This is a genomic window from Variovorax sp. BGA-UO-ETr-C22 (assembly GCF_059567965.1).
The window spans coordinates 482752-506006 of the sequence record NZ_JCAQPA010000006.1 but is presented as its reverse complement, the minus strand read 5'-3'; the positions used below and the strand labels follow the sequence as shown (position 1 = coordinate 506006).

Annotated in this window: 32 protein-coding genes; 7 read left to right on the top strand and 25 right to left on the bottom strand. The window is 62.0% G+C overall.

The window, feature by feature from the left end; genetic code table 11:
* Positions 1 to 81 precede the first annotated feature (81 nt).
* The 3 genes from AC57B8_RS04005 to AC57B8_RS03995 are packed head-to-tail and all read right to left on the bottom strand — an operon-like array spanning position 82 to position 2976.
* Complete coding sequence (locus tag AC57B8_RS04005) at positions 82 to 525, bottom strand: hypothetical protein (RefSeq protein WP_496478734.1); 444 nt, start codon at positions 523 to 525, stop codon at positions 82 to 84.
* Between the two features lie 58 nt (positions 526 to 583).
* Positions 584 to 1873, bottom strand: a complete 1290-nt coding sequence (locus AC57B8_RS04000) for a N4-gp56 family major capsid protein (RefSeq protein WP_496478733.1) — start codon at positions 1871 to 1873, stop codon at positions 584 to 586.
* Positions 1874 to 1914: 41 nt separating this feature from the next.
* On the bottom strand, positions 1915 to 2976 hold the full coding sequence (locus tag AC57B8_RS03995) for a hypothetical protein (RefSeq protein ID WP_496478732.1): 1062 nt from the start codon (positions 2974 to 2976) through the stop codon (positions 1915 to 1917).
* A 287-nt stretch (positions 2977 to 3263) separates the two neighbouring features.
* Between AC57B8_RS03995 and AC57B8_RS03990 the strand changes: the two genes are divergently transcribed.
* Positions 3264 to 5006, top strand: a complete 1743-nt coding sequence (locus tag AC57B8_RS03990) for a P-loop NTPase fold protein (RefSeq protein ID WP_496478731.1) — start codon at positions 3264 to 3266, stop codon at positions 5004 to 5006.
* Between the two features lie 21 nt (positions 5007 to 5027).
* Here the strand turns inward: AC57B8_RS03990 and AC57B8_RS03985 are convergent, their stop codons facing one another.
* The 6 genes from AC57B8_RS03985 to AC57B8_RS03960 form a co-directional block, all read right to left on the bottom strand.
* Entirely contained in the window at positions 5028 to 7349 is a 2322-nt protein-coding gene (locus AC57B8_RS03985) for a portal protein (RefSeq protein WP_496478730.1), read from the bottom strand.
* 8 nt (positions 7350 to 7357) lie between these two features.
* Positions 7358 to 8965: a terminase gene (locus tag AC57B8_RS03980; RefSeq protein WP_496478729.1), complete on the bottom strand. Its 1608-nt coding sequence runs from the start codon at positions 8963 to 8965 to the stop codon at positions 7358 to 7360.
* Positions 8966 to 8967: 2 nt separating this feature from the next.
* Entirely contained in the window at positions 8968 to 9918 is a 951-nt protein-coding gene (locus AC57B8_RS03975; protein ID WP_496478728.1) for a terminase small subunit, read from the bottom strand.
* A gap of 57 nt (positions 9919 to 9975) precedes the next feature.
* The gene (locus AC57B8_RS03970) at positions 9976 to 10734 is read right to left on the bottom strand and encodes a hypothetical protein (protein WP_496478727.1); all 759 of its coding nucleotides are present in this window, start codon (positions 10732 to 10734) and stop codon (positions 9976 to 9978) included.
* A gap of 275 nt (positions 10735 to 11009) precedes the next feature.
* Positions 11010 to 11459, bottom strand: a complete 450-nt coding sequence (locus AC57B8_RS03965; protein ID WP_496478726.1) for a hypothetical protein — start codon at positions 11457 to 11459, stop codon at positions 11010 to 11012.
* Positions 11460 to 11522: 63 nt separating this feature from the next.
* On the bottom strand, positions 11523 to 12221 hold the full coding sequence (locus tag AC57B8_RS03960) for a hypothetical protein (protein ID WP_496478725.1): 699 nt from the start codon (positions 12219 to 12221) through the stop codon (positions 11523 to 11525).
* A 236-nt stretch (positions 12222 to 12457) separates the two neighbouring features.
* On the opposite strand from AC57B8_RS03960, the gene AC57B8_RS03955 reads away from it, so the two are divergent.
* From AC57B8_RS03955 to AC57B8_RS03945, 3 genes are all read left to right on the top strand, one after another.
* The gene (locus AC57B8_RS03955) at positions 12458 to 12646 is read left to right on the top strand and encodes a hypothetical protein (protein ID WP_496478724.1); all 189 of its coding nucleotides are present in this window, start codon (positions 12458 to 12460) and stop codon (positions 12644 to 12646) included.
* Positions 12639 to 12950, top strand: coding sequence for a hypothetical protein (locus AC57B8_RS03950; RefSeq protein ID WP_496478723.1), 312 nt, complete (start codon positions 12639 to 12641; stop codon positions 12948 to 12950). Before AC57B8_RS03955 ends, AC57B8_RS03950 begins: the two co-directional genes overlap by 8 nt.
* A gap of 371 nt (positions 12951 to 13321) precedes the next feature.
* The gene (locus tag AC57B8_RS03945; RefSeq protein WP_496478722.1) at positions 13322 to 14131 is read left to right on the top strand and encodes a DUF4393 domain-containing protein; all 810 of its coding nucleotides are present in this window, start codon (positions 13322 to 13324) and stop codon (positions 14129 to 14131) included.
* A 50-nt stretch (positions 14132 to 14181) separates the two neighbouring features.
* On the opposite strand, the gene AC57B8_RS03940 is transcribed toward AC57B8_RS03945, so the two are convergent.
* From AC57B8_RS03940 to AC57B8_RS03870, 15 genes are all read right to left on the bottom strand, one after another.
* A complete protein-coding gene (locus AC57B8_RS03940) occupies positions 14182 to 14724 on the bottom strand; it encodes a hypothetical protein (RefSeq protein WP_496478721.1) in 543 nt (180 codons plus the stop codon).
* Positions 14717 to 15280: a nuclease domain-containing protein gene (locus tag AC57B8_RS03935; protein ID WP_496478720.1), complete on the bottom strand. Its 564-nt coding sequence runs from the start codon at positions 15278 to 15280 to the stop codon at positions 14717 to 14719. Before AC57B8_RS03935 ends, AC57B8_RS03940 begins: the two co-directional genes overlap by 8 nt.
* Positions 15277 to 15579, bottom strand: a complete 303-nt coding sequence (locus AC57B8_RS03930) for a hypothetical protein (protein WP_496478719.1) — start codon at positions 15577 to 15579, stop codon at positions 15277 to 15279. The genes AC57B8_RS03935 and AC57B8_RS03930 overlap by 4 nt, the downstream gene beginning before the upstream one ends.
* Complete coding sequence (locus AC57B8_RS03925) at positions 15576 to 16076, bottom strand: hypothetical protein (protein ID WP_496478718.1); 501 nt, start codon at positions 16074 to 16076, stop codon at positions 15576 to 15578. The genes AC57B8_RS03930 and AC57B8_RS03925 overlap by 4 nt, the downstream gene beginning before the upstream one ends.
* Entirely contained in the window at positions 16073 to 16507 is a 435-nt protein-coding gene (locus tag AC57B8_RS03920; protein ID WP_496478717.1) for a hypothetical protein, read from the bottom strand. The genes AC57B8_RS03925 and AC57B8_RS03920 overlap by 4 nt, the downstream gene beginning before the upstream one ends.
* On the bottom strand, positions 16504 to 16767 hold the full coding sequence (locus AC57B8_RS03915) for a hypothetical protein (protein WP_496478716.1): 264 nt from the start codon (positions 16765 to 16767) through the stop codon (positions 16504 to 16506). Before AC57B8_RS03915 ends, AC57B8_RS03920 begins: the two co-directional genes overlap by 4 nt.
* Positions 16764 to 17492, bottom strand: coding sequence for a hypothetical protein (locus AC57B8_RS03910; protein ID WP_496478715.1), 729 nt, complete (start codon positions 17490 to 17492; stop codon positions 16764 to 16766). Before AC57B8_RS03910 ends, AC57B8_RS03915 begins: the two co-directional genes overlap by 4 nt.
* Positions 17489 to 17731, bottom strand: a complete 243-nt coding sequence (locus AC57B8_RS03905; RefSeq protein WP_496478714.1) for a hypothetical protein — start codon at positions 17729 to 17731, stop codon at positions 17489 to 17491. The genes AC57B8_RS03910 and AC57B8_RS03905 overlap by 4 nt, the downstream gene beginning before the upstream one ends.
* Positions 17728 to 18702: a hypothetical protein gene (locus AC57B8_RS03900; protein WP_496478713.1), complete on the bottom strand. Its 975-nt coding sequence runs from the start codon at positions 18700 to 18702 to the stop codon at positions 17728 to 17730. The genes AC57B8_RS03905 and AC57B8_RS03900 overlap by 4 nt, the downstream gene beginning before the upstream one ends.
* Position 18703: 1 nt before the next feature.
* Positions 18704 to 19447 carry a phosphoadenosine phosphosulfate reductase domain-containing protein gene (locus tag AC57B8_RS03895; RefSeq protein WP_496478712.1) on the bottom strand — a complete coding sequence of 248 codons (744 nt, stop codon included), beginning with the start codon at positions 19445 to 19447 and terminating at the stop codon, positions 18704 to 18706.
* The gene (locus AC57B8_RS03890; RefSeq protein WP_496478711.1) at positions 19444 to 19806 is read right to left on the bottom strand and encodes a hypothetical protein; all 363 of its coding nucleotides are present in this window, start codon (positions 19804 to 19806) and stop codon (positions 19444 to 19446) included. The genes AC57B8_RS03895 and AC57B8_RS03890 overlap by 4 nt, the downstream gene beginning before the upstream one ends.
* A 26-nt stretch (positions 19807 to 19832) precedes the next feature.
* Positions 19833 to 20147 carry a hypothetical protein gene (locus AC57B8_RS03885; protein WP_496478710.1) on the bottom strand — a complete coding sequence of 105 codons (315 nt, stop codon included), beginning with the start codon at positions 20145 to 20147 and terminating at the stop codon, positions 19833 to 19835.
* A gap of 27 nt (positions 20148 to 20174) precedes the next feature.
* Entirely contained in the window at positions 20175 to 20354 is a 180-nt protein-coding gene (locus tag AC57B8_RS03880; protein ID WP_496478709.1) for a hypothetical protein, read from the bottom strand.
* Between the two features lie 274 nt (positions 20355 to 20628).
* Positions 20629 to 20952, bottom strand: a complete 324-nt coding sequence (locus AC57B8_RS03875; RefSeq protein WP_496478708.1) for a hypothetical protein — start codon at positions 20950 to 20952, stop codon at positions 20629 to 20631.
* A gap of 3 nt (positions 20953 to 20955) precedes the next feature.
* The gene (locus AC57B8_RS03870; protein ID WP_496478707.1) at positions 20956 to 21201 is read right to left on the bottom strand and encodes a helix-turn-helix domain-containing protein; all 246 of its coding nucleotides are present in this window, start codon (positions 21199 to 21201) and stop codon (positions 20956 to 20958) included.
* Positions 21202 to 21284: 83 nt separating this feature from the next.
* On the opposite strand from AC57B8_RS03870, the gene AC57B8_RS03865 reads away from it, so the two are divergent.
* The 3 genes from AC57B8_RS03865 to AC57B8_RS03855 all read left to right on the top strand — a co-directional run bounded on the left by AC57B8_RS03865 (position 21285) and on the right by AC57B8_RS03855 (position 22530).
* On the top strand, positions 21285 to 22001 hold the full coding sequence (locus tag AC57B8_RS03865; RefSeq protein ID WP_496478706.1) for a S24 family peptidase: 717 nt from the start codon (positions 21285 to 21287) through the stop codon (positions 21999 to 22001).
* A 206-nt stretch (positions 22002 to 22207) separates the two neighbouring features.
* Positions 22208 to 22408 (top strand): hypothetical protein, encoded by a 201-nt coding sequence (locus AC57B8_RS03860; RefSeq protein WP_496478705.1) that lies wholly within the window; start codon positions 22208 to 22210, stop codon positions 22406 to 22408.
* Positions 22408 to 22530, top strand: a complete 123-nt coding sequence (locus AC57B8_RS03855; protein ID WP_496478704.1) for a hypothetical protein — start codon at positions 22408 to 22410, stop codon at positions 22528 to 22530. The genes AC57B8_RS03860 and AC57B8_RS03855 overlap by 1 nt, the downstream gene beginning before the upstream one ends.
* 173 nt (positions 22531 to 22703) lie before the next feature.
* Here AC57B8_RS03855 and AC57B8_RS03850 read toward each other — a convergent pair whose 3' ends face one another.
* Positions 22704 to 23243, bottom strand: coding sequence for a hypothetical protein (locus AC57B8_RS03850; protein ID WP_496478703.1), 540 nt, complete (start codon positions 23241 to 23243; stop codon positions 22704 to 22706).
* Between the last annotated feature and the right edge of the window lie 12 nt (positions 23244 to 23255).

Here is a 23255-nt window from a genome sequence, read left to right as displayed (position 1 = left end):
AGGAGGTCACAGAACAAGGCAAGACATACACTTATCCACAGTCGACCATTGCTGCGTCGGCTTCCACCCCTGGCTCACGATTCAAGCGGCGCGGTGGCTCAGTTCTACTTCGGCGCGGACAGTCAGGACCAGATAGGCTTCTTTTGCGAGCGTCACCGGTGCTTTGACCGATGCGGTGCGCAGGCGGCCGGTGGCGTTCAGTACCAGGCCCGCGCCGAAGTAGGCTGCGTCCTGGGGCACTTCAGCGCTGTCGACGCCGTCGGCGTACTCGAAGCCCAGCGAGCCCGTAACCGCGGCCGTGAGCGCAATCGATACGATGGTCTGCGAATCCTCGAGGCGGAAGCCTTCGGGGAGCATTTGCAGGTAGACCTTGTCGCCGATGCCCAGAGGAGCCTCGGAGTTCGAGCGTACGGCCGCGCCGGCCGCGTTGGTTTCGAGCGTGGCACGCAGCGTCGTCACGTTGCCGTAGGCGGCCATGCCGCCGAACTGGTTGATGCCCAGTCCCTTGAGTTTGATGTTGGCCATGTGTGGCTCCTTGAATGGGATGAATGAGACAAGGCCGGGTTGCCCCGGCCTCTGGTCATCAGCCGCGCGGCTTGATGATCGGCACCACGGTGTCGAGCACCGTCACGCCGTGATCGGTGAACTGGGTCTCGTCACCGTGGTCCACGGCGAAGCGCACCTTGGACGTGCCCAGGATTGCGCCGATCAGGATTTCCAGCTTGTCGCCGTGGTCGTCCTTTTCCTCGCTCCAGAAGAACGGCATGCCGCTGTGCTCCGACGCCGCGAAGGCTTGAGCCAGTGCCTGGCCGCCGAGCAGGATCGCGCGGTCGATGGCGAACTTCGTGGTGAAGCTCGCGGGGACTACCGCATCGGCTTCGACCTCGGTGTCGTAGCCCGCGCAGTAGCGGATCGTGTCGCCCGCATAGAAGCGAATCGGCTTGGGCATCTTCACCAGCAAGATGCCGCCCCACAGGCCGGCTTCCATGAGGAACAGCGGGTGATCCTTCGCCAGCCGAGCGCGGGCCACGGCATTCGCCTGGAAGTTGCGGAAGGCCGGATCGGTGGCGAAGCCGCTGTACTGCGCCGGCGACAGCAGCATCACGCGGATGGGGCTGTCGGTCGCGGCTTGATCGCCGTCGAACTGCACCGGGGGCGGCGGCAGCGCGATCTGGTCGATGTAGGTGCGTACAGCGTCGACGGTGCCCATCTTCAGCAGGTCGGTCGAGGCGATGTCGACTTCGCCGGCGTTGACGGTGAATTGGTCGATGGCACCGGCCTTGGCCATGAAGTGGCGGTTCTTGGTCGGCGCCTTCACGCGGTTGACCATGATTTCCTTGAACATCGGGTGCGTCTCGACCGGTACGCGCCACTCGATGTTGTCGTGGAAGCCGCGAGCGCCGCCCATGTGAACGAGCGTGGACTGGTCCAGGTAGTCGTTCATCTTCTGCTGCGCCAGCGGGCGCCCCACGCGACGAAGGTCCACCGGGCTACGGATCTGGCTCATCACGTCGCCCATGTCGATCGGGAAGCGCGCCTGGTTGACGCGCAGGCGGTCCTCGGACAGCTTGACGCCGACGCCCTTGCCCTTGGCGTACGCACTGCCCATGATCGGGTAACCGCCGCTCGGGTTGATGAGGTTGAACTTCACCTCGTCGCCCTTGCCTTGGCCCAGGTCTTGGGCCTGCACGATGGGCATGTGATTGCTCGACTGCTTCTTGATCGTGCTGATCGCGCCTTCGAGCTTGGGCATCTTGCCCGTCAGGCGGTTCATGGTGGTGTTGCGCTGCTGGCAGACCGCGAAGACGCCAGCAGCCTGCTGGATCATTGCCTTCGGATCGCCATACGACGTTTGCGTTTTGGTCGCGGTCATCTAGACCTCCTTGTGTTGTGGTGCTGCGTGTGCCTGTCGGCTCACAGGGATCGGTTCAGGAACGCATCGATCTGGTCGGGCGTCATGCCTTGCATGGCGTCAGCCATCGATGCGGGGTCCATCGCCGCCAGCCGCTCGTGCGGCGACTGCGCATCCGCGCGCCCGCCCGGGATGTCCGAGAGAGAAGCGGGAACAGCAGTCGCTGCAGCGGCGATAGCGGCCCGTGCCGCGGCCGTTGGGTCGGCTACGGCGGTTTGGCTTTTTCCAGGGGCCTGAGTGCCCTTCTTGAAGTCGTTGAACAGCTCGATGACCTGCTCGGCGGAGCCCTGCTCCAGCACGGCTCGCAGCGTGGGCTGCAAGTAGCTGGGCTGGGTACCGATCCACTGTTTCAACTCGGCGCTCTCCGCTACGGAGTCGGCGTCGGGGTGAGCCTTGTAGATCGCGCCCAGGTGCGCGTCCTGCGCCGCCTGCTGCTGGTGCTGCTGGAACGGCGCGAGTGCCTTTCCAACCTGAGCAGTCACCTGCTCCTGCACGCTCTGCGCAATCAGCGTCTGGATGCCTTTGGCGAGCGCCTCCTCGGAGAAGTCCCCGAAGATCACCGGATCAACGCCCTTGTCGATGGCCGCTTGCGCGGCCGCCACCTGGTTGTCGGTCTTGGTCGGCGTCTGCCCGGCATCCGCGCGCTGCTGGGCTTCGGTCTGCAGGTCGGCGAGCTGACGCTGCGCGGCCTCGGCCTGAGCCTTCCAGTGCTGCTCGCCCTCGCGCGCCTGCGCCAGCTTCTCGTAGGGGATGGTGTGGACACCATCCTTTGCGAGCACGACCGACTTGACAAGGTCGAGCTCGACGTCAACTGCTGGTGCCGGCGCAGCGGCGGATGCAGCTGCCGGCGCGGCGGTACTGCTGTTCTTCTGGTCGTCGACGTTGCCCGCGCCTTCCGGTGCGGGTGCTGGTGCAGCAGTGGTGGTCGTGGGCGCGCCACCGTTGTCCAGCCCGAAGCTGGTATCGCCCGATTCCGCCAGCTCGAGGAGCTGTGCGGCCTGCAGTGGCGTCAGCGCGCCGTCGATCTCGTTGTTCTGGAAAAAGTCGTTGGTTGATGTCGTCATGCCTGTCCCGCCACATATCGCCGTGGCCGCAAAGGGCCAGCAATCCGGTGCAAGACCTCGCGGACCTGCTCCATCTGCTATGGAGACTCACGCCCTCTCGGTCGTGACCTTCGCAACGGCGCTCGCGCGCGGTTGCTTGAGGGCAGTGTGGGAAAACAGGCTCGAAAAGCGAAACCCTACAGGGGGTACATCTCGGCCAACACAGGTTGGCGATGCGGGAACTTACCCACCGAAAGCATTGAGGCTCTGTGACCTAATACAAGATGCAACACAGTCGAGGCGAACCAATGTCAATCAGCGAAATTGAAAATCAACTCACCCACCTTTTAGACAATCCCGAGTACCGGGTTATCGCGCTGTCGGGAAAGTGGGGAACGGGCAAGACACATCTCTGGAACAAAATTAAAAAAAGCTCACCCAAACCAGAAATTACAAACTCACTTCAAATTTCTATTTTCGGACTCTCCGGGATCAGCGATATTAAGTGCAAGCTTTTAGAATCTCGACTCCCCGCAAATCGATCGAGCGAAAAATGGATGGATTCGCTAAAAAGCTTTTACAAGCTAAGCGTCAAAGCGGCAGATACACACTACAAAGGCATCGCAACCTTAAACGAATTAAATTTACTGCTCGTGGCGCCTCTGATACTAAAAGATAAGCTCATCGTAATTGACGACATTGATCGCAAGCACAAAAACTTAGGGGCAGATGAATTGCTCGGACTCATTGATGAGTATATCAATCAGCACAATTCTAGATTTCTCCTTATACTCAACAATGACAAGGTAAGCGACAACGACCTGTGGCAAGGCTTTAGAGAGAAAGTCGTAGACCATGAGATTAAACTATCAATAACTCCAGCTGAAGCATTTGAAGTCGCCATCGAAAGCGTGCCCTCCAATTATGCGGAAGTGCTTCGAAAATCAATCACCACATGCCAACTGACCAATATACGAGTTATAAAAAAGATAATTCAAACCGCGAATCGACTTCTGCAAAATAAAATTCTCGATGAACGGATTCAAAACAGAACTGTTCCATCGATTGTTTTGCTTACAGGCATGAACTTGATGGCCATCGAGAATGGGCCAACCAAGGAGTTCGTGCTTCGATTCGGCAGCACGCAAGACTGGATGGTCTGGGCGGACATAAATAAAAAAGACGAGCCCACCCCCGAGGAAAAAAAGGAGGCCGCCTGGAGACTGCTGATGGCAAGCCTGGAGATAAGTCGCCTTGATGATTTTGACACTCTAGTTTTTGACTTTTTGGAATCAGGCCTTCTCGATGCAACCAAGATCAACTCCATCATTGAAAGATATGTTAACGAGCACACCCGTTATGGCGCACACGAGCAGGCCGGAAAATTCATCAAGGAGTACTATTGGAACCATAAACTTACCGAACCCGATCTACTTCAGCAAGCCCGCGCATTCCCCGATATTTCCGCACAACTTGATCAATATTCGGTGACAGAGATTGTCGATGCGGTGTCAAAGCTGCCCAACGGAGGAAGCCTTGCAGATGAAATTCTTAATCGCTGGCTGACTAGCTTCAATGAAAACGAAGAAGAAATCGAAGACTCTGATGGTTTTCATCGAGCAGTCCATTCCAGCATAAAAACCGCCATCGAAAATAAAAAACTCTCCCAAAATTCAAAGCGCAATGTCTTCGATGTTTGCATGGGTATCGTGCGAAACAGCGGCTGGGGAAATGAAGAGGAACTGGTCATGCAATCAGCTACGGTCGCAGACTTCGAGAACGCAATCCGATCTGCAGATGTTGACAAGCTAGCGATATTTCTCAGACGCATGATTGAGATGAGCAACCAACCGGGCAGGTATGAAAAGCACTTTGGAAAGGCCACAATTCATTTCCTTGAAGCGTGTCGAAATCTCATTGCTGATAAAAGTTCACCTCGACTTTCAAGCCTGTTGCTACGGGTATTCGGTGCCACGCCTCTCGCATCAGTAGTGGTCACGGCCCCCACAGCAGAAGCAGCGGTCGCATCCCCTACAGCAGCGCCAACCTGACGCTGGCTCAAGCTGCTGTGTTTAAGCTGGAACGTTGTCGATAGTCCGCGCCGTCTCGATGCCGTGCATTCCACGCTGCGGCTCCTGCGGGACAGGCGGGAAACCTGGGCTCGTGTTCTCCCGCACCGGCGATGCCGCAGCTTCTTCTGCGGTCGGCATCGGGCGGCCCTCGCCCTGGATGTACGGGTCCTTCATCTGCACTGCGGCCGTCTCGCCCGGCACCGGGAAGTTCGGATCGTCGCCGCCAGGGTTCGGACGCTTCCAGCCCGCGCCCTGCATGATGGTGTCGGCGATGGGCGCGATCATCGGCATCTGCGCCACCTGCGCTCCGCCCTGCATCGCCGCGAAGGCCGCCTGTACGCCCGTCTGCACTGCCTGGGCCATGATCTGCTTGATCTGCGCGTCGGTCAGCCGCTCCTTCATGTCCAGCTCGCGGGCCTTCAGCTCGTGGCCGGCCAGCTTGACCTCCTGCGCCACACGCTCCTGGATCTGGCGTTCGATGTCTTCCGGTGATGCCTGCTGACCCGCGCTGCGCAGCGCCGCCACCAGGTCCCGCTTGAACGGCACATCCATGAGGGAAGCGAGGAACGGCATGGCCGCCGCCTGATACTGGGCCGGCAGGCTCTTGACCGCTTCGGACATCGCGTTGAGCTGCTGGCCGCGATAGGTGCGTGAGCTGGGCACGTCCTCGAGGCCCACCTGAAGGCGGATGCGCTGTAGATCGTTGCTGAGGTAGGTGGTGCCCGTCTGCGGATCCGTCTCGGGCTTGTTGATGACCACGGTTCGGTCGGACGTGATGGCATCGCCCTCGATGACAACCGTGTGCTGCTCGCGGCCCATGTCTTCCACGATCATCGCCAGCAGCAACTCGCCGACCTGGGTACGGCCAGCGCTGAAGTTGTCCATCAAGTGCGCGAGGCCCTGGTTCGCCTGTTCGACCTGCGTCTCTTCCTGCACGCCACTGGTGGCCGTGCCGCGCCGGCCGGAGAATGCGCCGGCGGCCGCGGGCGACACGCGCTCGAGCGCCATGCGCGCATCGTTGAGCATCTGGAGCTGCTGGTCAGTGAGCTGCACGTCACGCTTCACTTCGAACCGGGCGCCCTGCTGCGACATCGCGCCTGCATTGAGCACGATGTCAGCGTTGCGACGGCCGACCTGGCGCCGCAGTTGCTCATCGGTCATGTCCACCGCGCCCTTCGTGCGCTCAACCCGATAGGCCGTCATGCCCCACGTCATGGCTGCCGTGCCGCTGTTCAGGCGGTCCTGCTGGAAGACCATGCCGCGCACCAAGCCGTATGGCACGCGAGTTCCGTCTTCGCGGAATCCCCAGAAGGGCACGTAGGGGAAGTGGCGGTGCGTGTACGGGGTGGGCCCGTCGTGCAGGCAGTGCGGGCCGAGCCAGAAGCTGCGTCGCACGCGCGAGATCACGCTGCGCTGCGGTCGCACGAAGCCACGCGCCAATGCGTGGTTGTGCAGCGCGTTGTCCTTGTCGTACTCGACGACGCGGCCGTCCGGTGAGCGCAGCACGATGGCGTCGACCCAGCGGCGATACCAGACCTCAGACAGGCACATGTCCTTGCTCACCGGGTCGTACCAGTGGTGCTCGGAAACCGTCCAACCGCGCGCGGCATCCCAAGCTCCCGAGGTCAGCCCGGTTGAGCCGCCGCCGTCAAGCGCCTCGGGCGACAGGTTGACCCACCACGACTGGCCGTGCCGCCCGCACTCTCGGATCAGCTCCTTGTGTTGCGGGAACACCTTGGCGATGCGACTGGGCTGAAGCCAGCGCTCGCGGCGCAGGTAGCGCGCGTCGCTCAGGTCGTCCTCCTTGGCGTAGAAGTCCCAGTGGATCTCGTTGCGGTGAACCGTCGTGCACCGGTACGGGTACTTGAAGGGGTCCGATTCGCGCGAGACCTCCACCCAGCCAAGGCCGACGGCAGCCTGGGGCCGGAACGCAGCAGAGCACGCGCGATCGGCCTTTGAGTGACGCTCGGCCTCGTTGAGCCGGAAGTTCAGCGCGTCAGCCACGTCCTGGCCTTCCGGTTGGCCGTTGGGCGTCACGCGCCAGTCGGTGCGCACCTTGGCCTCGTAGCCCTGGATCGCCAGCAGCGCCGGGCCGATCAGGTCCTCCTTCGCCGGCGGGATGCCCAACTCCTTCTGCGCCTTCAACAGCTCAGTGTCGAGCTGATTGCCGTCGGCGTAGTCCAGCTCCTTGTCGGCCACGCCGCGCCACGGCGGCTGCTGTTCTATCTCGTAGATGAATTGGCGGTATTCCTCCAGCGAGAGTGCGCCGGTGGCTTCGATGTCGTCGACGGTTTCGTTGGTGGTGCTGATGTCGTTGGTCATGGGTGCTCCTACACGCGCCAATGCAAGGCGGGTGCTTCTACGTATGCGGTGCTCTCGGTGAGGTTGGCCAACAGGCCAATTTCCTTGGCCTGAGCCCATTGGCGCAGCGCGTCGGCGCCTTCGCTGCAACCATTGCTCTTGTCGGGCTGGTCGAGGTAACGGTTCTCGGAGCGGCTGAACTTCTTGCGGTAGCCCTGGATGCGCTCCATCCCCTGCTTGCATCCCTCCTGATCGAACCACGCGCCCTTGAGGTGCTTGCGCGTCATGCTGATACCGGACATCAACTCCGTGATGGCCGGCACGATGAAGAAGGTGTGGCCGGGCAACAGGGCCTGCAGCTGATCGCGCGTGCTGTGGTTGAAGTCGCCAAGCCGCTTGTGGCCGGCGTCGTGCGGCAGAAAGTGCGCGCCGAACAGATAGCCGGTGTTCTTCAGCTGGGCGGCGTAGTGGCGCAGGTCTTCGTTGTGCTCTTCGTAGTAGCGGATGAAGCGGGCCTCGCCGCGCAGCTCCTGCATAAACCAGATGGCCGTGCCATCCTTGTTGCCGATGTCCCAGAACGTGAAGACGGGAAGGTCCAGCACGGGCACCGAGGTGATGCCGCCGCGCTTGCGCAGCTTCACCATGTCCTTGGCGTAGTAGTTGCCCTCGGCGCTAACCTGGAATGCTTCATCGGGCGTGGAGGGGTACTCCTGCCACATGCGCTCTTCCTTGCCCGGGAAGTCCGCCTGCTGCGTGGCGACGTACCAAGCACGCTGGCCCATGTCGATCTTGCAGGCCATCTCCTCTTCGATGCGCTCGAAGTATTCGTGCTGCTCGACCGTGATGGGCACCAGGCCAGGGTCCATCGTGTAGTTCGGCTCCTGCCACCACGCATAGAAGTGGAAGCGGTAGTCGCGCACGGTGAGCACGCGATGGCCGAAGTGCAGCGCCTGAGCCCGCTTGGCGATCTCGAAGAACTCGCCCTCCTGCCCTTCCGCGGTGCTCTCGATGACCAGGATGCCGTTCTTCGGCACAGCCGGAATCGAGCCGGTGACGACCTCCTGCGCCTTCTCCGGGTACTTCGCGCAGATCTTTCCGAACTCGCTGATGTGCAGCCGGTGGATGGTGCCGGAGCGCATCGAGGTTGCAACACGCACGCTGCTGTTGTTGTGGGCAAACAGCAGCTCGACGGCGCTGTCGCGCGCGAGCGGAAAGCGCTGCCGGATCTCCTCCGGCAGGTTGTCATAGGCGAACTTCACCTTGTCGCGGAAGATCGCCTCGGCCGCCTCGCGGTCCTGCGCGATGATGCCGCAGCGCTGGTCAGCGTTGAACAGCGCGTGGTCCAGCCACAGGATGGCGATGAGCGTCGTGAAACCGAGCTGCCGGGCCTTGAGGATGAGGTTCCGGTGCCAGAGGCGTAGCAGGAAGCGCCGCTGCGCGCCGTTGGGCCTGAACGGCAGAACGAACGACTCGGCCGGCTCGCCCTCTTCCGCGTCGTCGCCCTTCACCATGATCTTGTACAGGCACCCGCTGAACAGGCGCCATTCCGGGTCGGCCAGGCAGCGCTGCAGCTCCTCCGCGTTGGTGGGCAGAGGACGCAGCGGGGTGTCGTGGACGACTCGGGTCCGGCCGGCCACGATCAGCCCTCGTCTTCCACGTCGGCGCGTGGCACGAAGGCGCTGGGCGCCGCGGGCGCTGCATTGCGTTCCGGGTCGTTGGCGACCGGGCTGAACCCGTTGCCGCTTCCCTTCGCGATGGCGTGCAGCAGCGCCGCGAGTGGATCGGTCTTCTGCTGGTTGTCCTTTTCGTACAGGCCCAGGTGCTTGAAGAGCTTCTCGGCGAACGCGGCCTTGTCGTGCGTCAGCACCTCGATGCCGTACTTGCCATGCTTCGCGCCGGCATACAGCGCCGCCGCGGCGGGCGACAGATTGCGGGTGTCGGCCAGCACGGCGCGCGCGTGGCCATCACCGCCGCATTCCGGGCACGACGGGTGCGGTGGCTTGAGCGGGTCGAAGCCAATGCCTCCCTTCTCGTCGAAGTCAGCCAAGCTGCCAGCCTTCACGGCGTGGTGCTCCTGGTCATGGTTGAACTCGCCGAGGGTGCGCTGGTACTTGAAGCCCTCGCCGTAGCAGTGGCGACAGCAGCCCACCTTCACCTGCACCAGCTCGCGCGGGTCGGCGAAGACGATGTTCCAAGCCTCGAGCACCACACGGTCAGCCTGGATGTGCGTGCGCTCCTGCTGACGCTGGCGAGCATCGGCAATGGCAACCTGGATGTACGGTTTTGACAGGTTCTCGGAAGCCATCTGCCGCGCGGTGTCGACGCTGTAGCCCGCCCGGATCGCAGCCTGCGTGCCGTTCAGGTCCACGAGGTACTCGTCGACGAAGCGCTGCTGCAGTGGGGTGAGGCCGAGCTGCGGGCTCTCGACAGGTGCGGGCTTGACCTTCCGGGGCGCCCTCTTGGGCTTCACAGGCGCGGCTGCTGCCTTCTTGCGCGCAGGAACACCCGCAGCCTTCTTTGGGGCGGCGGGGGTCTTGGTGGTCTTCTTCGTTGCGGGTGCTGGCTTCTTGGCCGGCTTGCGAGTTGCCATGCGCGAGAGTCTTCCCGCGCGCGGCCAATTGGTCGAACCCTAGAGGGGGCAGCCCGATTAGACAGCTTTCGGAGGAAGCTCCGCGCAGATCATTCCGATTGCGACTGTGGTCTGGCTAAGCAGATCTTCGGCCTCATTCATCGAGTAGAACGCTGTCGGATGCTGTGTTGGATTTCTAAAATGAACACGCATCCCGTCGAGATGAGAAAGCAACTTCTCAGAGGGCTTTGGCTTATTCTTTTTCCTCAGCTCAGTGGTCATTGGCCCCCACATCGGCTTTGCAAGTCGCTTGGTCTTTTTAAATGCAAAATAAAGAACTTTAACCTGCTCCTCTAGCGCCCTCATTAAATGAAATGCCGCTCCCGTCGGCTGATTAAGCGCTATCAACATGCAGGCCGATTTGAAATCTTTTTCAGAGGTTTCAGTTAGCGTTTTCCAGGAATCTTTTCCGAGAAGATCCTGAGGACTTTCGGTGAGAGAGGGCAAGGCGTGCCTCTTCTTGGTCATGATGTAGGCAGCCCGGAGCTTCAATTCGGCGTCCAATGCCGGGTCCAACTTCTCAACAGCCGACTCGATTCGGCTGGCGTGCTCCACCGAAACCTCATTCTTCTCTGATGCTTCTATTTCAGCCTCTATGGCAACAAGGTCAGTGCAAATTTTTTGAGTTACCTGCAGGTCGAATTCGCTCAGCGAGCTCAAAAACGAATTCAATTGCGAAAGGGTGGACTCCTTTCCCAACTCGTTAGCCTTTGTTGTTCGCAATATGCAGTAATTGTACCCAAACGAATAATAACGAAAGAGAGATTGCTGTTCCACATGACTCCTTGCCGCGCAAGCCGCGCGCAGCAAGATTACACGGAAGTTACTATTTGTCTATGTCGACAACCAGCAGGAGCAGCAATGCGCAAAGAAAAGCCCGCCAGGGTGGTCCTGGCGGGCGAGGTGCGACCGGGGCCGCGCGAGGAGACAACTGCTCGGCGAAAGCGTCGAGGGAATGTTCTAGCGGGACGGCCGAGTGGCGAATCCCTACGGCGCGTGGTGATGGGGAAGTGCGCCGCCGAGCCAGTGAAATTGCTCGCCCTACAGGAGGACTAGCTGCGCAAGATGCACATCGCGAGCGAGTGACGAACACCGGCCTCGTCCACGATCTGGGCCGAGGCAAGCTTCACACCGTGCTGCCGAAGGATGGCCTGAATCTCGGCGGTGCAGTAGGTGTCCTGCCACTGTTGAGTGATAGCTTCGTTTCGCCGTCGGGCGGCTTCGTCAACAACGCCGGACGACTCCGTCAGCATCGCAGGGCTGATCGCCGTGAAAATCGTGAGATAGCTCCGTGGCGCTTCGAGCGTCTGATGCGCCGGCCCAGCCCGCACGAGGTCCTGTGGCCGAACCTGAACCAGGCGCGCCGCGTAGGCACCGAGCGCCTGTTCCGGAGAAAGTGTGGAGCGATTGGATAGCTCTGGCCCCGGCTCTCCCTTGCAGCCAGCCAGCGCAGCCAGCACCAAGGCCACGACGACCCACCGGCGGTGTCTCAGTTCCTTCATTTCACGCCCCTCGGATTTCGCATGCCACCGCAATGGTGCGCGCGGTCTGACAGCGTTGGCGAATCACCAGGTACTGATGACTTGGTACCCAGCAACAACCGCTGCCACGGCTGCCAGTCCCCAAGGCACAAGAAAAGAGGTGCAGGTTCTGGAGTAAATCGTCAGCTTGGCTGCCGACATCAACCATATCGCGACCAGAAAGCGCTTGGGGGGATAGAAGCTCAAGTCTGGCTCACGCCACCTGTCCCTACTGGAGGTGGTTACGGCCCACTCCATCTCGGCCCGAACTTGCCCGTTCTCCGGGCGGACCCTCTCGTTCTTGCCATTCACGAATCCAAACATTGCTTTGTGAATTTTGATCGAGTGCACTCTGAGATTCACTGCAGCCTCTTGCCGCGAGTAACCGTATTGGGTCGCCATCCTCTCGTGAAACGTCCCCAAGGCCTTTGCACCCCGGGTCCAAGCCACGTTCTCCTTCAGGACCCAGAACAACACTTCATCTCGGTAGTCCAGAAACTCTTCCTTCATCTTCTTGAAGTCGTCGGCGTGCTCTTGCGAAAACTTGAACCTCATGGCGAAGTAGAGCAAGCCGATCAGCGCGACCCGCCATAGCCGCGACTCAGTCACCTTCTTGTCGAGGGTGACATTGAGCAGTTTTCCGGCGGCTTCGCCGAGTGGCACTTTCAGCCACCACAGCAAGACGATCACCACGCTGACGACGATCAGGTTTCTCCTGATCTTGGAATCTTCGTCCTCAATCAACCACGTCTCCCTCAATTGCGACAACGATGGCGCATGCGGCATGCCTCGCTCGGCATGCGCCCCTCCACCCAACCGCCCTGCCCCTCGCGCAGCCGGCGGCTGATCATCGCCTATCGCGAGGGCGAGCCTCTGCCCTCGCCTTCAAGCGGCCGTCGCAGTAGTCGCGCAGCGCCATCAGCCAACGGCCCGTTCTTTGAGGTCGTTGAAGGCGCACTGATCGCGGGCATACTCAAGCGATGGAACCTGCCGAGCGAATTGAAATCATCCAGGCGCTGCTGTCGCTTTCGATGGTCGTCTCCAAATTGGTCGATCTCGTCCCCGAAACTGCTGAGCGGAACGCGCTGCATAAAGAGTTATCGGACTCGTTTAGTTCGGTCGGAAAGTTGCTCAAGATGGGCGGGCCGAAGGACGCGACCAATGGCTGAGCCCACCAACATTCCGACGAAGGCAATGGCGATGGAGTTGGAACGCCAGCGTGAGGGTCTTGGAAAGTCAGGCGGACCACCCCACAATGGGGATATGGAAGCCCGCGTCGCCAAGCTCGAATCACTCGCCGAAAAGACGAGCGAGAAGCTGACCGCGCTCGAAAAGGACCTCGCCGTTGTGAAGTCCAACTACGCCACGAAAGCAGACATCGCCGAGGCGAAGAACAGCATCATCATGTGGGTCGTCAGCGCAGTCCTACTGGCCCAGTTGCTGCCCGCGATCCTCAAGAAGTTCGGCCTGTAGGCGCAGCCCGCTTCCGATGACGGCCCGCTTCAGCGGGCTTTCGTATTTCCAGCGCCACGGTCCCCCACAAGCCCGAGAGTCCAGGCGCGGGCTCGTCGATGCGCGTGAGTGTTCCAGGGCGCAAGGCGTGGGCTCTTTTGGGGAAACCTCACCCTGTGGCCCCTCGGCTGAGCAAGGGGGTATCGCAAAGTGGTTTGCCCCCACTCCAGCCCCAGGGCTCGCGCCATATTCGGGGTCCGGTATCGGTGAGTTCTCGCGGGACGGACGTCCGGCGAATCCCTACAGGGGCCGAGTACTTGGCAAAAACCAGATGCTCGCTTCTCGCTGAATGGCATCAAAATCGATCGCACCACAATTTGGAGGAGATATAGATGGCCGAAGGTTGGTTACAGGTAGCTCAAGAAGCTCTCAAGGTTCCCGGGATTCTTGTTGAGATATACGGAGACTTGGCTCGCCCCGGAGTTAAACAGGTAGGTCAGGCGCTGGAAACCGTTCTCGGGCTGGGAAACACCATACTGCTTCCGATAAAGATGGCGAATGAAAAAAGTCGCTTGATTTTTGAAAAAAATATGGAACGCTACCGTGCCGAGATGGAAAAAGTCGCAGAAGATCACGTCGCACGAGCAGTGCCAGAGATCGGAGTCCCTGCTCTGGATAAATTGACTTATGTAATGGACGACCAGTTAGCCGATCTATATGCAACCCTACTAGCATCTGCATCCAATATCGAAAAGTTGCATTATGCGCATCCGAGCTTTGTGCACATCATCAACTGCCTAAGTTCAGATGAGGCTCAGTTTCTTAGGCACTTCAGCAAATCAAATACCATGCCAATGGTTACTGTGAGAGCCATGGCTAAAGAAGAGAAAAACTATAAAAAAATTGGGTCGCCTCTCGTGCCTCTCGAATGCGTAAAAAAACTCGCATTTCCAGAAAACATCGGCGTATACATCAGCAACCTCAATGGACTGGGCTTGGTAACGCGCTTCGATGAAAACTCTTTGACCGACAAGGCAATGTACGTGTCAATAGAAAATTCGCATCAAAAAGAAAACTCTCAGAGATTTTTAGATGAATTTCCAGATCGAACAATTTCCTACAAAAGAGGCGCACTAGAATTATCTCCGCTGGGCATTCAATTTCTTTCTGCATGTCTGCGTGAATGGCGCCTTTCATCTTGAATGGGCTCCCTGCTTCCGGGCGTTACCCCATAGGAAATCTCAGCTTCAGCCTACCGAAATTGCGTAGCACCATTGAATTTGCCGGCGCTGGCTGCCGCGGTGCTCGACTTGCAGGGCGTGTCGAACAGCTGCACTTGCTTCGGGTCAATCTTCGCTTCGAGCGCGGCGACCTGGCGCCGCAGCTGCTTGATCTGCTCGCCCAGCTCGGCGGCCAGGATGGCGGTGTTGCGGCCCGTCTCGATTGCCACCGCCTGCGCTGCCGCGCCGGCCATCAGGTTCGCCATCGCGCGGTCTTCACGGGGCGTCAACGACAGCACCTCGTCACCGATCTCGATCTTGACCATTCCGTCGGGCATCACGGTCTTCGACATGGGCCGCGCAGGCGGGTGCTGCTGCGCCGGCACGAACACCCCGCGCTGCACGCGCAGGATGGCGCCGTCGTCGACCAGCGTGCCGAGGCGGTCGTCGATCACGGTGAGCTTCAGTCCGGTGAGTTCGGCCAGCGTCTCGCGGGTCACGATCTGCTCCTTGGCGTGCAGGTCTTGCACGGCCTCGAGCACCAGGGCGGCTGTTGATTTCCGGGCGTCAGCCATTCGTTTTTTCTCCTCGTCTGGGTTCAATGCGGTCGAGCGCCCACTGGGCAGCCTTCCGTTCCTTCGGCGTCGACGGCTGCATGCCGGCAACGATGTCCTGCCAGATGGAAACCATCCAGCTGTGAGCTGCGGCGAAGCGCTCGATCTTTTCGACCGCCGGCGCCGGGCCTTGGTCGAGCCACCGGTGGCAGGAGTAGCAGCCGTATACGTGCCACTGGTCGTCAGCCTTGCGCGCGCCGGCTTTGCCGTGCACCGACTGGTTGCTGTGGCACGCCACCGTGGTGGCCGGGTCAGGCCGGCAGACGCCGGGCACGGTAAGCAAGCAGCGCTGGCTGCGCGCCATCGCCAGCAGCGCCGGGTTGCGCTGTGCCTCGGTCTTCGGCGCGCCGCCCCGGAAGTCCGCATCGTTGATCGCAGCCATGCGAACGATGCGGCCCGACACCTGCTGCACGCGGACCAGCACCGTGATGTCCGGGCCCACGGCCAGGTCCACGCCGACGACCTTGGGCCGTGGGCGCTTGAACGCGGTTCGCTTCAGGGGCGCGCTGCGCTTCATAGGCCGAAGTCCAGCACCAGCGACGGCTCGATCAGGCTCGGCATGTCGTCGATCCACACGTTGACGGCGTAGCCGGCCTTGGCCGCTGCATGCTTCTTGTAGGGCTGGCCGCCCGTGCACACGACGGGCACGCTGTCGGGCATGCGCGGCTCGCGCGAGAAGTCGGGCGGCGTGCGGCGCGCGGTGACGCACACCACAGCATGGCCTCGCGCCTGCGCGGTCGCGATGAACTGGCGCCACAGATCCGGGTCGGCGGTGAAGGTGTCGTCGTAGTCCAGCCCGAAGGTCAGCGACTTCATGGCGTGATGGCTCCGATGATCTCGCCCGTGTCCGGGTCGACCTGCATGCGCTCCCACTGCTCGTAGCTGGCGGGAAAGCTCACCCCCAGCTCGGTGGCGGCGAAGGCGCTCACGCGGTCGATGAGCTGGCTGTAGCCCTTCACGCCGAGGTCTTCGGTGCTGACGCGCTCGCGCCGGCGCACCTTCTTGCCGGTGAGAGGGTTCTTCGTCGTGACGGTCTTGTGGCCCAGGTACTCGGCGCGGAAGTGCTCTTTCCACACCGCCAGCGGGAACTGTGCACCCTGCGGTCGGGCCTGCGCCGCAATCGTCTTCAGCACCACGCCGTGGTAGTACTTCCGCTGACGGTCGGTCTTGGCGTCTTCGTGCAGCCGGATTTCCAGCTCCAGGCGACGGCCGGCGGCCCACTGCTGCTTGCACCACGGCGCCACGCGCTCGAGGAAGCTGGAGCGCGCGCGCTCCTGGTCCGGCCAGACCACATGCAAGGCAAGGTCGCTCATCGAATCGCTCTCCGGTAGATGCGCGCCAGCATCGCGGCGTCGCGTTCGTGTTGGTTGCTGCGTGCCGTCCAGCCGGTGGCGACAGCGAAGGCGGCCGCGTCCAACTTGGCGCCCTTCGCGGTCGGGCTGATGCCGTGGGCCGGGATGCCCAGGTTCGCGCAGATGGAAGTGATCAGGCTGCACCAGGCGTCCACCTGCCCCAGCGAGCGGGCCGTGGCTAGTGCCGCGCCGTAGTCCTTCTTCGTGCGCGCATTCCACGCGCGCTTCTCGAGGCGGCTGTCTTCGAACACCACACGCGCCGGCATCAGGTCGCGGAGGAAGTGATCGATGGCGTGCGGCTCGATGGTGCGCAGCCAGGTCAGCACTCCGTCTTCGTAGCAGGCCAGTCCGGTGCTGGCGCCGGGGTCCATTCCAAGGATGCGCGCCGTCACAGGAGCGCCCCCTGCGGCGAAGTGCGCAGTGCGCGCAGCCGCACATGCGCCGCTTTCACGGCTTCGTTCCCGGCCTCCCAGTCTTCGCCCCAGATGCTCTTGAGCGCGGAGACGTACTCGGGCCTCATGGCGCCGTCCTGGCGCGAGCGCCAGAACTCGGGGCCGTTGGCGATGCCACGGGCAAGGCACTCACGGCAGTTGGCCGTGTAGCCCGGGTGATCGGCGCGCACGGCGGCCAGGTCGCAGTTCCGGCAGCTCATGCGCGGCGCCTCCCTGAATCGTTGGCGGCGTCGAGGCCAGAGAACGGCGTCGCACGGTAGTTGCGCCAGCGATCACGCGAGCGCACTGCATGTACCGTGGCTTGGCTCACGTCCAGCTCACGTGCGAGGCACCGGGTGCTCTCATCACCATCGAGGATGCGTGCGACCTTCTCGTCCGTGAGCTTTCCCGACGTCTTTCGCTTCGCTGTTGCGATGGCAATCCGGTGCAAAAGAGTCTTGGGCTTGCCCTTCATCTTCGCGCCGCTGTTGGTGCGCTGCATGTGCTCGAACAGCACGCAGTCGGAGGGGTTGGCGCAGGTCATCGCAATCGTGCTCGCGCGGTCGAGCTTGCGCTGCCGGACGCCCCAGACGCGCCGACGCGCAGAGCGCTCGGTGCCGCCCCAAGCGGCGTACATGGCCGGGCCGCGGTCAGGGTCGATGCGCCCGGTCCACAGCATGCAACCGTCGACCGCACGGCAACGGCCGTAGATTTCGTCCAGTTCCTCCTGCTTCGACGGGCTCCAGGCTGCTGCAGCAAGATGCCGACTGCCACCAAGGCGCACGAACTTGACGGCGCCGCTGGCCAGCAGGTTGTCGATGATCGGCCGCAGTTGGCTGCGTGCAGTCTTGGTCTTTGCGAGGTCATTCCAGCGAACCGGCTTGGTGCGGATGCGGGCGAACACCTCGTCGGCGTCGAATTCAAACTTGGGGCGGCGCGTGGTCATGCCAGTTCGGGATCCGGGGTTGGGGTGAAGGCGCTGTCGTTTGCCGGGGCCAGGTTTGCGAAGTGCTCGGCGCACACGTCCAGGCTGCTGCGCTCGACAGCGCGGTAGGCGCTGATGCCGTACGCGGCCGCGGCGGACAGCTGCCCCTGGCCGCGCAGCTGGCGCTCGGCGCACGAGAGGACGTGCAGGCGGCGCTGCGCGCCGAGTGCGATGGAGGCGACGTGCGCGATGCTGGTCATGCGGGTTCTCCTTGTCGTTGCTCGACGGCCCGGCGCACGCGGGCCGTGTACTGGGGAAAGGTTTCGCGGTTGACGCTCAGGTCGTGCTCGTTCCAACGGCCCAGGCCGACCTCCTCGCCCTTCGCCTCGATGGACGTGCGGGACTCGTCCCAGGGCTTCACGGGCATGCCGACGCCGGAAGCGATGGCCGCGGCCTCGCCGAGCTGGCGCTTTACGATGCCGAGCAGGTAGGCGAAGCCCTTGGGAGGCGTGGCCTTGGCGCAAATTTCGGCCGCTGCCTCGAACGTCTCGACGGGCACGCCCTTGGCGATGAGGGCCAGAAGCTCCGGGCTCGAAGGGTTCACGTCGGCAATGCCTTTCGCACGGATGGCCTTGCAGATGGCTCCCGCCTTCGTTGGGCTTTGCACATCACCCCCCACCGTTCCGGCCTGGGATCTGGACGTGGTGGTGGTTTCTTCTTTACCAGTACTGGTTCTGGTTCCGGTTCCGGTGTCGTCTCTCCCGGGGTCACTCCGCCCAGAGTCCCCACCGTGTCCCGTGTCTGTCCCATGGGACAAATCAGGACCACCTTGTGACGCCCCCGTCCTTTCCGCGTCCATCCGAGCGCGGTACGCGGCCTTCCGGGTTCGGTCCTTGTCGCGCGCCGCGATCATTTCCAGCACGCGCTTCGTCACGGTGTCGTGGTACAGCCGCCCGTCCTCGGCCAGCCACCAGCCGCGCATGAGCACGGCGCGGTGCTTGTTGAAGTTCTTCATGGGCATGCCGATGCGGGCCGCGATGAGCTCGTCGGAGTTCGACAGCGACCCGCAGGGCTCCTGCCGCCAGGCCGTGAGCCACAGCATCAGCAGCCACGGCCGGACCTCGGGCGGCGCAAGCGTCCACGTGTCGGACTGCTCGATGCGCTCGTGGTCCAGCTCGAAGCGCCAGCCCTTCGCGCGGGTATCTGCGGGGTATGGAATGGGGCGCATCACGTCAGGCCACCTCCCGGATCGGAATCACGCGGGCGCGCGATTGCGGAAGCACTGGAGGCTCTTCCAGGAACCCGGGCTCACCCTGATCGCATAGGCCGTAGGAAGAGCTGCAGCCGCCGCCCTCGTTCTCCTGCTCGTCCAGCAGGTTGAATTGCTTGCCGCCACGGCTGGTCTTCGACCACTCGATGCGCGCCCAGATGTTCAGATCGGCAAAGATGATTCGGCGGTCCTTCGCCTGGTGCGCGTCGGCCATGAAAGTCGAGCCGCCGAGCTTGCTGCACGCGCCGACGATCAGCTCCCACTCGGCAATGCGTGCGGAGTGCTCAGGAAAGCGCGCGGCAATGGCGCGCAGTTCGCCCTTGCTGCAGTTGATGCACGGCATGCAGCCGACACGGTTCATGTCCTGCAGGTACAGCGGGTTGGGCTTGACGCCGCGCGATGCGGAAAAGGCGAAAACTTCCTCTGCGGTGTTCTCGACGATCGGGCGAGCGATCCACAGGCCCCGGCCGACGCGCTCCCACTTCTTGGCATTAGCCCGGTTCTGCGATTCATCGCGCCGGATGCCTTGCCAGGAAACCACCTTGTGGCCGGCCTCCATCAGGTCGAGCTGGAAGCCGACCGCCATGTTGGTTTTCAGTTCCTCGGTGCAGAACTGCGCCTTGCGCGAAGGAAAACGGCCCTTCCACATGCACAGATCAAGGAACGGGTTGCCACCGGAGACGGAAACAACATGAATGACCTTCACGCATCCGCTCCCATCGAGGGATCGTTCGCCGCAGCGGCGCGGCCGCGGCCCACCGCCTTCGTGACGCGGAACTCGAACAGCCCTGCGAAAGCCGGGTTCAGCAGCGCGAACAGGCGTGCCAGGTATGGCGTGTGCCAGTCGTTCAGTTTCCACGGGCCCGAGCGCTCGGCCAGGGCCGAGTTGTGGCGCAGCACCTCGATGATGGTGCGCGCGCTGTAGTGCTCGAAGCCGCGGCGAACCACGCGCAGGGCCTCACGCTCGAAGGCGTTGTAGACATCCAGGTTCTCGGGCAGATAGGCAATGAATGCCGGCGTGAACTGGTCGACGTGCTGCTGAGCCATCAGCAGCGGCCGCTTCACGGCGGGTGCAGGAGTCGCGCCGCCCATCAAGCCCGCCCTCCCCGCTGTACGAATTCGGGGCCCTCAAAAGGCCCTGTCAGTTTGCGTAGCGCGCCGATACGCTCCTCGTCATGAATCAGCTTCTCAGCCGCCATCGCCCGCCATGTCTTGCCGTAGCAGGTCAGGTAAACGAAGTCGCGCAGCAGTGTGGAGGCATCCGTTCCGCTCATGGCGCAGTGCTGCCGGAATACCTTGTCAGTCGACTCGTCAACCTTGGTCTTCAGGTCTTCGGTCAGCTTGCCGAGGGGCCCGGCGATACCGCGGGCGAAAGCCGGCTCGTCGTTCTCGTCGAGGGTGGGCATCTTGAATTGCTCGTTGGAGTGAAGTGGTCAGCCGACCGGCTGGAGGTCGGCGGTGCGAGCGACGAACACGTCGCGAAAGACGGCGTGCCGCCAGCAACCCGACGGAAACGGGTTGGCGTTCGCGATGTCGTCGCCCCGCTCGGCCGCGTGCGTGGCGAGTTCGACGACTTCGGCGTGATCGAGCGCGAAAAGAGACTTGACGTGCATCAGCGTGCCTTCGAAGGAATGAGGTGGTGACGGGGTGCCCGCGCCCTCGCGGGGTAGAGTCCGGTCACCACAACACGGACCCCGCGAGGGGCGGACGGAATGACTGCAGTTTTCAATTTGGAATCTCTCGATGGCGCTTCGTACGAGCACGCCTTGCTCGTCCGCGTCATCGGAACCATCAGTACTGGCGAGAACTCAGAATCGCGCCAGGAATGGAGCGAGATTCGGATGTCGGAACCCACCGCGAGACATCTGCACAAGGTGTTGGGCAACATCATTCGCAACCTCGACGAATACGACTCGGGGAGTGCTCGCCCGAACGACTGAGTGCGCTGTGGAGTGCCCTGCGCTCTCTTTCGCATAGGCGCAACGTGTCGTCGCCGATGTCTACGACGGTTTCGCCTTTCGACAGGCTGGTGACTGAAATGAGCCGTGCATGCGAGTGCGCCGGGACGCTGTGCTTCGAACTGAGGGGCTCAACCAGCTTCTCGTCTGTTCCAGCAAGGAACGACACCTCGAGGACGCCTGTGCACCAGAGCACCACGCCGACGATCACGATGAAGAGCGCAGCCGCGCCGATGGCTTCGAACTCGGTCATGCGTCAGGCCCCCTGCTCCGCGGGCTCGGCCTTCGGCACCTCGGGCAACTCAGCTTCGCCGTAGATGTGGTCGAAGGTGATCAAACGGCCGCGACTGGCCGCGAATGCGATCAACGCTCGTGCGCTGGCAGGCGGCACCGTCTGCCCCTTTTCGTAGGCGGACACGTTGCTCTGCGAGCACCCTATGCCGACGGCCAGCTCGGCCTGAGTGACGCCGAACCATTCGCGAATTGCTTTGATGGGGTTCATAAGCCCCGAGTATCAGCGCCGCTGATTTTCATGTCAATCAGCGGCGCTGATTTTTAAGTAACAGCGTCGCTGATCCTGCCGCGATGAGCGAAGACAAGGAAAAAGACCCCCGGAAGGCGCAAGTCACTGACATGCACCGAGCTGAGGCCCGCGCCTTGAAGTCAATCTGGGACCGAGTCAAACCTGCCAGTCAGGGCGAGTTCGGCAAGGAGTTCGGCATCGGCGGTCAGAGCGCTGTCGCCAACTTTCTGGGCGGGGCCTCCGCGCTTAGTCTGAAAGCGGCCGTCGGCTTTGCGAACGGACTGAACTGCAAGATTCGAGACTTCAGTGAGCGACTGGCCGCCGAGGCACATCGTGCGGCAGATGCGGCCGGCCTGGTCAACGACGATGAGAGCTTGCTGATCCCCCGCCTCGACGTGATGGTCGGTGCTGGCGATGGGCGCGTCACCAGTTCCGAAGATGTCATCGGCGGCCTTACCTTCAGGAAAGACTTCCTGCGTGAGTGCGGCATCTACACCCCGCACGAGGGAGTGATTGTCAACGTGCGCGGCGAGAGCATGGGGGACACCGTTGCGGACGGCGCCGTCATCCTCATCAACAAGAAGATCAGGTCGCCTGAGCACAGAAAAATCTTCGTCTTCGTGAAAGAAGATGGGCCGACAGTCAAGCGCGTGGTGCACGAGGGAGACCGCTGGATCGCACGATCCGACAGCGACAACAAGCGTCGGTATCCCGACTTCCCGTTTGAGGCCGGCCAAACGTTGGTCGGCAAGGCGGTATGGATGGGCACGAAGCTCTAGGCTAACTCGCTCCCCGCCCCTCTCCGGGGGCATAGCCCGCAACCCGCCGAGTGCGGGCTTTTTTTTGTGCGCTATTGAGCGGTCGCTCCAATATCAGCGGCACTGTTACAAAAAAGATGAACAAAAAAATCAGTGCCGCTGATTGACATGCAAATCAGCGGCGCTGATACTCGCTTCCGCCGGCACCGACGCCGCGAGGAGCACAGATGCACAAAAACCCCGGGCACACGGCCCACACCAAGCTGGCGGCGCTGCCGGCCCCCTGCCCCGAGCTCAGCGAAGAACAGCTGCTCGCCTTTGATCGTGGCTATGCGGGCGCCAAGGACACCGGCGCGCTTGAGCGCATGCAGGCCTCGGCCGCGCTGAACCTCGAGCTGTCGCACAACCGTTCGGCGAGGCTCGCATGATGGCGACGCTGATTGCCCACGGGCTGGAGCTGCAGCGCCAGATCGCAGCCCTTCGCCGGCGCTACGCCGATGCGCGCCGCGTGCGCGCCATGTCGACCCACTTTGGATGGTGTGCAGCATGAGCGCCGCGCACCGCACACCGTCGGCCAATATCTTCGTCAAGCGAGGGGGGCTCGTCCGCCAGCGTCGCAATCCTCACGAGCGCGCACAGGAACTGATCGGCCTATGGGCCACAAGGCTGGCTCCGCGCCAAGGTCGCGGCGAGAGGATTACGCGCGCCTCGCTTTCAGTTAGATCAAGGCACAGGCTTGCGCCACTCGTCCGTTCGAATATTGCGATCAATCTGGCGCGATATCAGACTGGTCAAGTACTTCTTGTTGCCCTCATGCCGAAGGCGCTCGACATTGCATCGCTCGCACCGCAGATGGATGGTTTCGGGCGTCGGGGAAAAGCCTCCACCTCGCTCTTGATAGATCAAGGTTGTGTCACATGCTGGGCAGAACGCCCAAGGCGCGTGAATTTGATTTCCGATGTAGCTCCAACGCCAGGGCACGCTGAGGAATTCGTCCTTGACATACGCCTTCCACTCCGGCTCACGGGACTGCAAGAGGGACGAAATCAAAGAACCGAGCGTGAAGAGCGCGGCTACGCCAAGCAGATAAAGCGACCAATTTGGCATGGCGCTGGTTCGGATCAGGTGCGCCCAAATCGCACCTGGAAGCGCGAACAACCAAGTCCATCCGCCTGGAATCAGACTGAACAGTCCGATCAACCCTGCTGTCGTGAGCGAAACGACGATCTCTCGCACCCAGCTCGACTTTTCACCGCCTGCCATCCACTTGCTCCT

Excerpts from the sequence above, each read along its gene's own strand:
- AC57B8_RS04005 (WP_496478734.1), bottom strand. The coding sequence starts at position 525 with ATGGCCAACATCAAACTCAAGGGACTGGGCATCAACCAGTTCGGCGGC.
- AC57B8_RS04000 (WP_496478733.1), bottom strand. The coding sequence starts at position 1,873 with ATGACCGCGACCAAAACGCAAACGTCGTATGGCGATCCGAAGGCAATG.
- AC57B8_RS03995 (WP_496478732.1), bottom strand. The coding sequence starts at position 2,976 with ATGACGACATCAACCAACGACTTTTTCCAGAACAACGAGATCGACGGC.
- AC57B8_RS03990 (WP_496478731.1), top strand. The coding sequence starts at position 3,264 with ATGTCAATCAGCGAAATTGAAAATCAACTCACCCACCTTTTAGACAAT.
- AC57B8_RS03985 (WP_496478730.1), bottom strand. The coding sequence starts at position 7,349 with ATGACCAACGACATCAGCACCACCAACGAAACCGTCGACGACATCGAA.
- AC57B8_RS03975 (WP_496478728.1), bottom strand. The coding sequence starts at position 9,918 with ATGGCAACTCGCAAGCCGGCCAAGAAGCCAGCACCCGCAACGAAGAAG.
- AC57B8_RS03965 (WP_496478726.1), bottom strand. The coding sequence starts at position 11,459 with ATGAAGGAACTGAGACACCGCCGGTGGGTCGTCGTGGCCTTGGTGCTG.
- AC57B8_RS03955 (WP_496478724.1), top strand. The coding sequence starts at position 12,458 with ATGGAACCTGCCGAGCGAATTGAAATCATCCAGGCGCTGCTGTCGCTT.
- AC57B8_RS03950 (WP_496478723.1), top strand. The coding sequence starts at position 12,639 with ATGGCTGAGCCCACCAACATTCCGACGAAGGCAATGGCGATGGAGTTG.
- AC57B8_RS03945 (WP_496478722.1), top strand. The coding sequence starts at position 13,322 with ATGGCCGAAGGTTGGTTACAGGTAGCTCAAGAAGCTCTCAAGGTTCCC.
- AC57B8_RS03940 (WP_496478721.1), bottom strand. The coding sequence starts at position 14,724 with ATGGCTGACGCCCGGAAATCAACAGCCGCCCTGGTGCTCGAGGCCGTG.
- AC57B8_RS03935 (WP_496478720.1), bottom strand. The coding sequence starts at position 15,280 with ATGAAGCGCAGCGCGCCCCTGAAGCGAACCGCGTTCAAGCGCCCACGG.
- AC57B8_RS03930 (WP_496478719.1), bottom strand. The coding sequence starts at position 15,579 with ATGAAGTCGCTGACCTTCGGGCTGGACTACGACGACACCTTCACCGCC.
- AC57B8_RS03925 (WP_496478718.1), bottom strand. The coding sequence starts at position 16,076 with ATGAGCGACCTTGCCTTGCATGTGGTCTGGCCGGACCAGGAGCGCGCG.
- AC57B8_RS03915 (WP_496478716.1), bottom strand. The coding sequence starts at position 16,767 with ATGAGCTGCCGGAACTGCGACCTGGCCGCCGTGCGCGCCGATCACCCG.
- AC57B8_RS03910 (WP_496478715.1), bottom strand. The coding sequence starts at position 17,492 with ATGACCACGCGCCGCCCCAAGTTTGAATTCGACGCCGACGAGGTGTTC.
- AC57B8_RS03905 (WP_496478714.1), bottom strand. The coding sequence starts at position 17,731 with ATGACCAGCATCGCGCACGTCGCCTCCATCGCACTCGGCGCGCAGCGC.
- AC57B8_RS03885 (WP_496478710.1), bottom strand. The coding sequence starts at position 20,147 with ATGCCCACCCTCGACGAGAACGACGAGCCGGCTTTCGCCCGCGGTATC.
- AC57B8_RS03880 (WP_496478709.1), bottom strand. The coding sequence starts at position 20,354 with ATGCACGTCAAGTCTCTTTTCGCGCTCGATCACGCCGAAGTCGTCGAA.
- AC57B8_RS03875 (WP_496478708.1), bottom strand. The coding sequence starts at position 20,952 with ATGACCGAGTTCGAAGCCATCGGCGCGGCTGCGCTCTTCATCGTGATC.
- AC57B8_RS03870 (WP_496478707.1), bottom strand. The coding sequence starts at position 21,201 with ATGAACCCCATCAAAGCAATTCGCGAATGGTTCGGCGTCACTCAGGCC.
- AC57B8_RS03865 (WP_496478706.1), top strand. The coding sequence starts at position 21,285 with ATGAGCGAAGACAAGGAAAAAGACCCCCGGAAGGCGCAAGTCACTGAC.
- AC57B8_RS03860 (WP_496478705.1), top strand. The coding sequence starts at position 22,208 with ATGCACAAAAACCCCGGGCACACGGCCCACACCAAGCTGGCGGCGCTG.
- AC57B8_RS03855 (WP_496478704.1), top strand. The coding sequence starts at position 22,408 with ATGGCGACGCTGATTGCCCACGGGCTGGAGCTGCAGCGCCAGATCGCA.
- AC57B8_RS03850 (WP_496478703.1), bottom strand. The coding sequence starts at position 23,243 with ATGGCAGGCGGTGAAAAGTCGAGCTGGGTGCGAGAGATCGTCGTTTCG.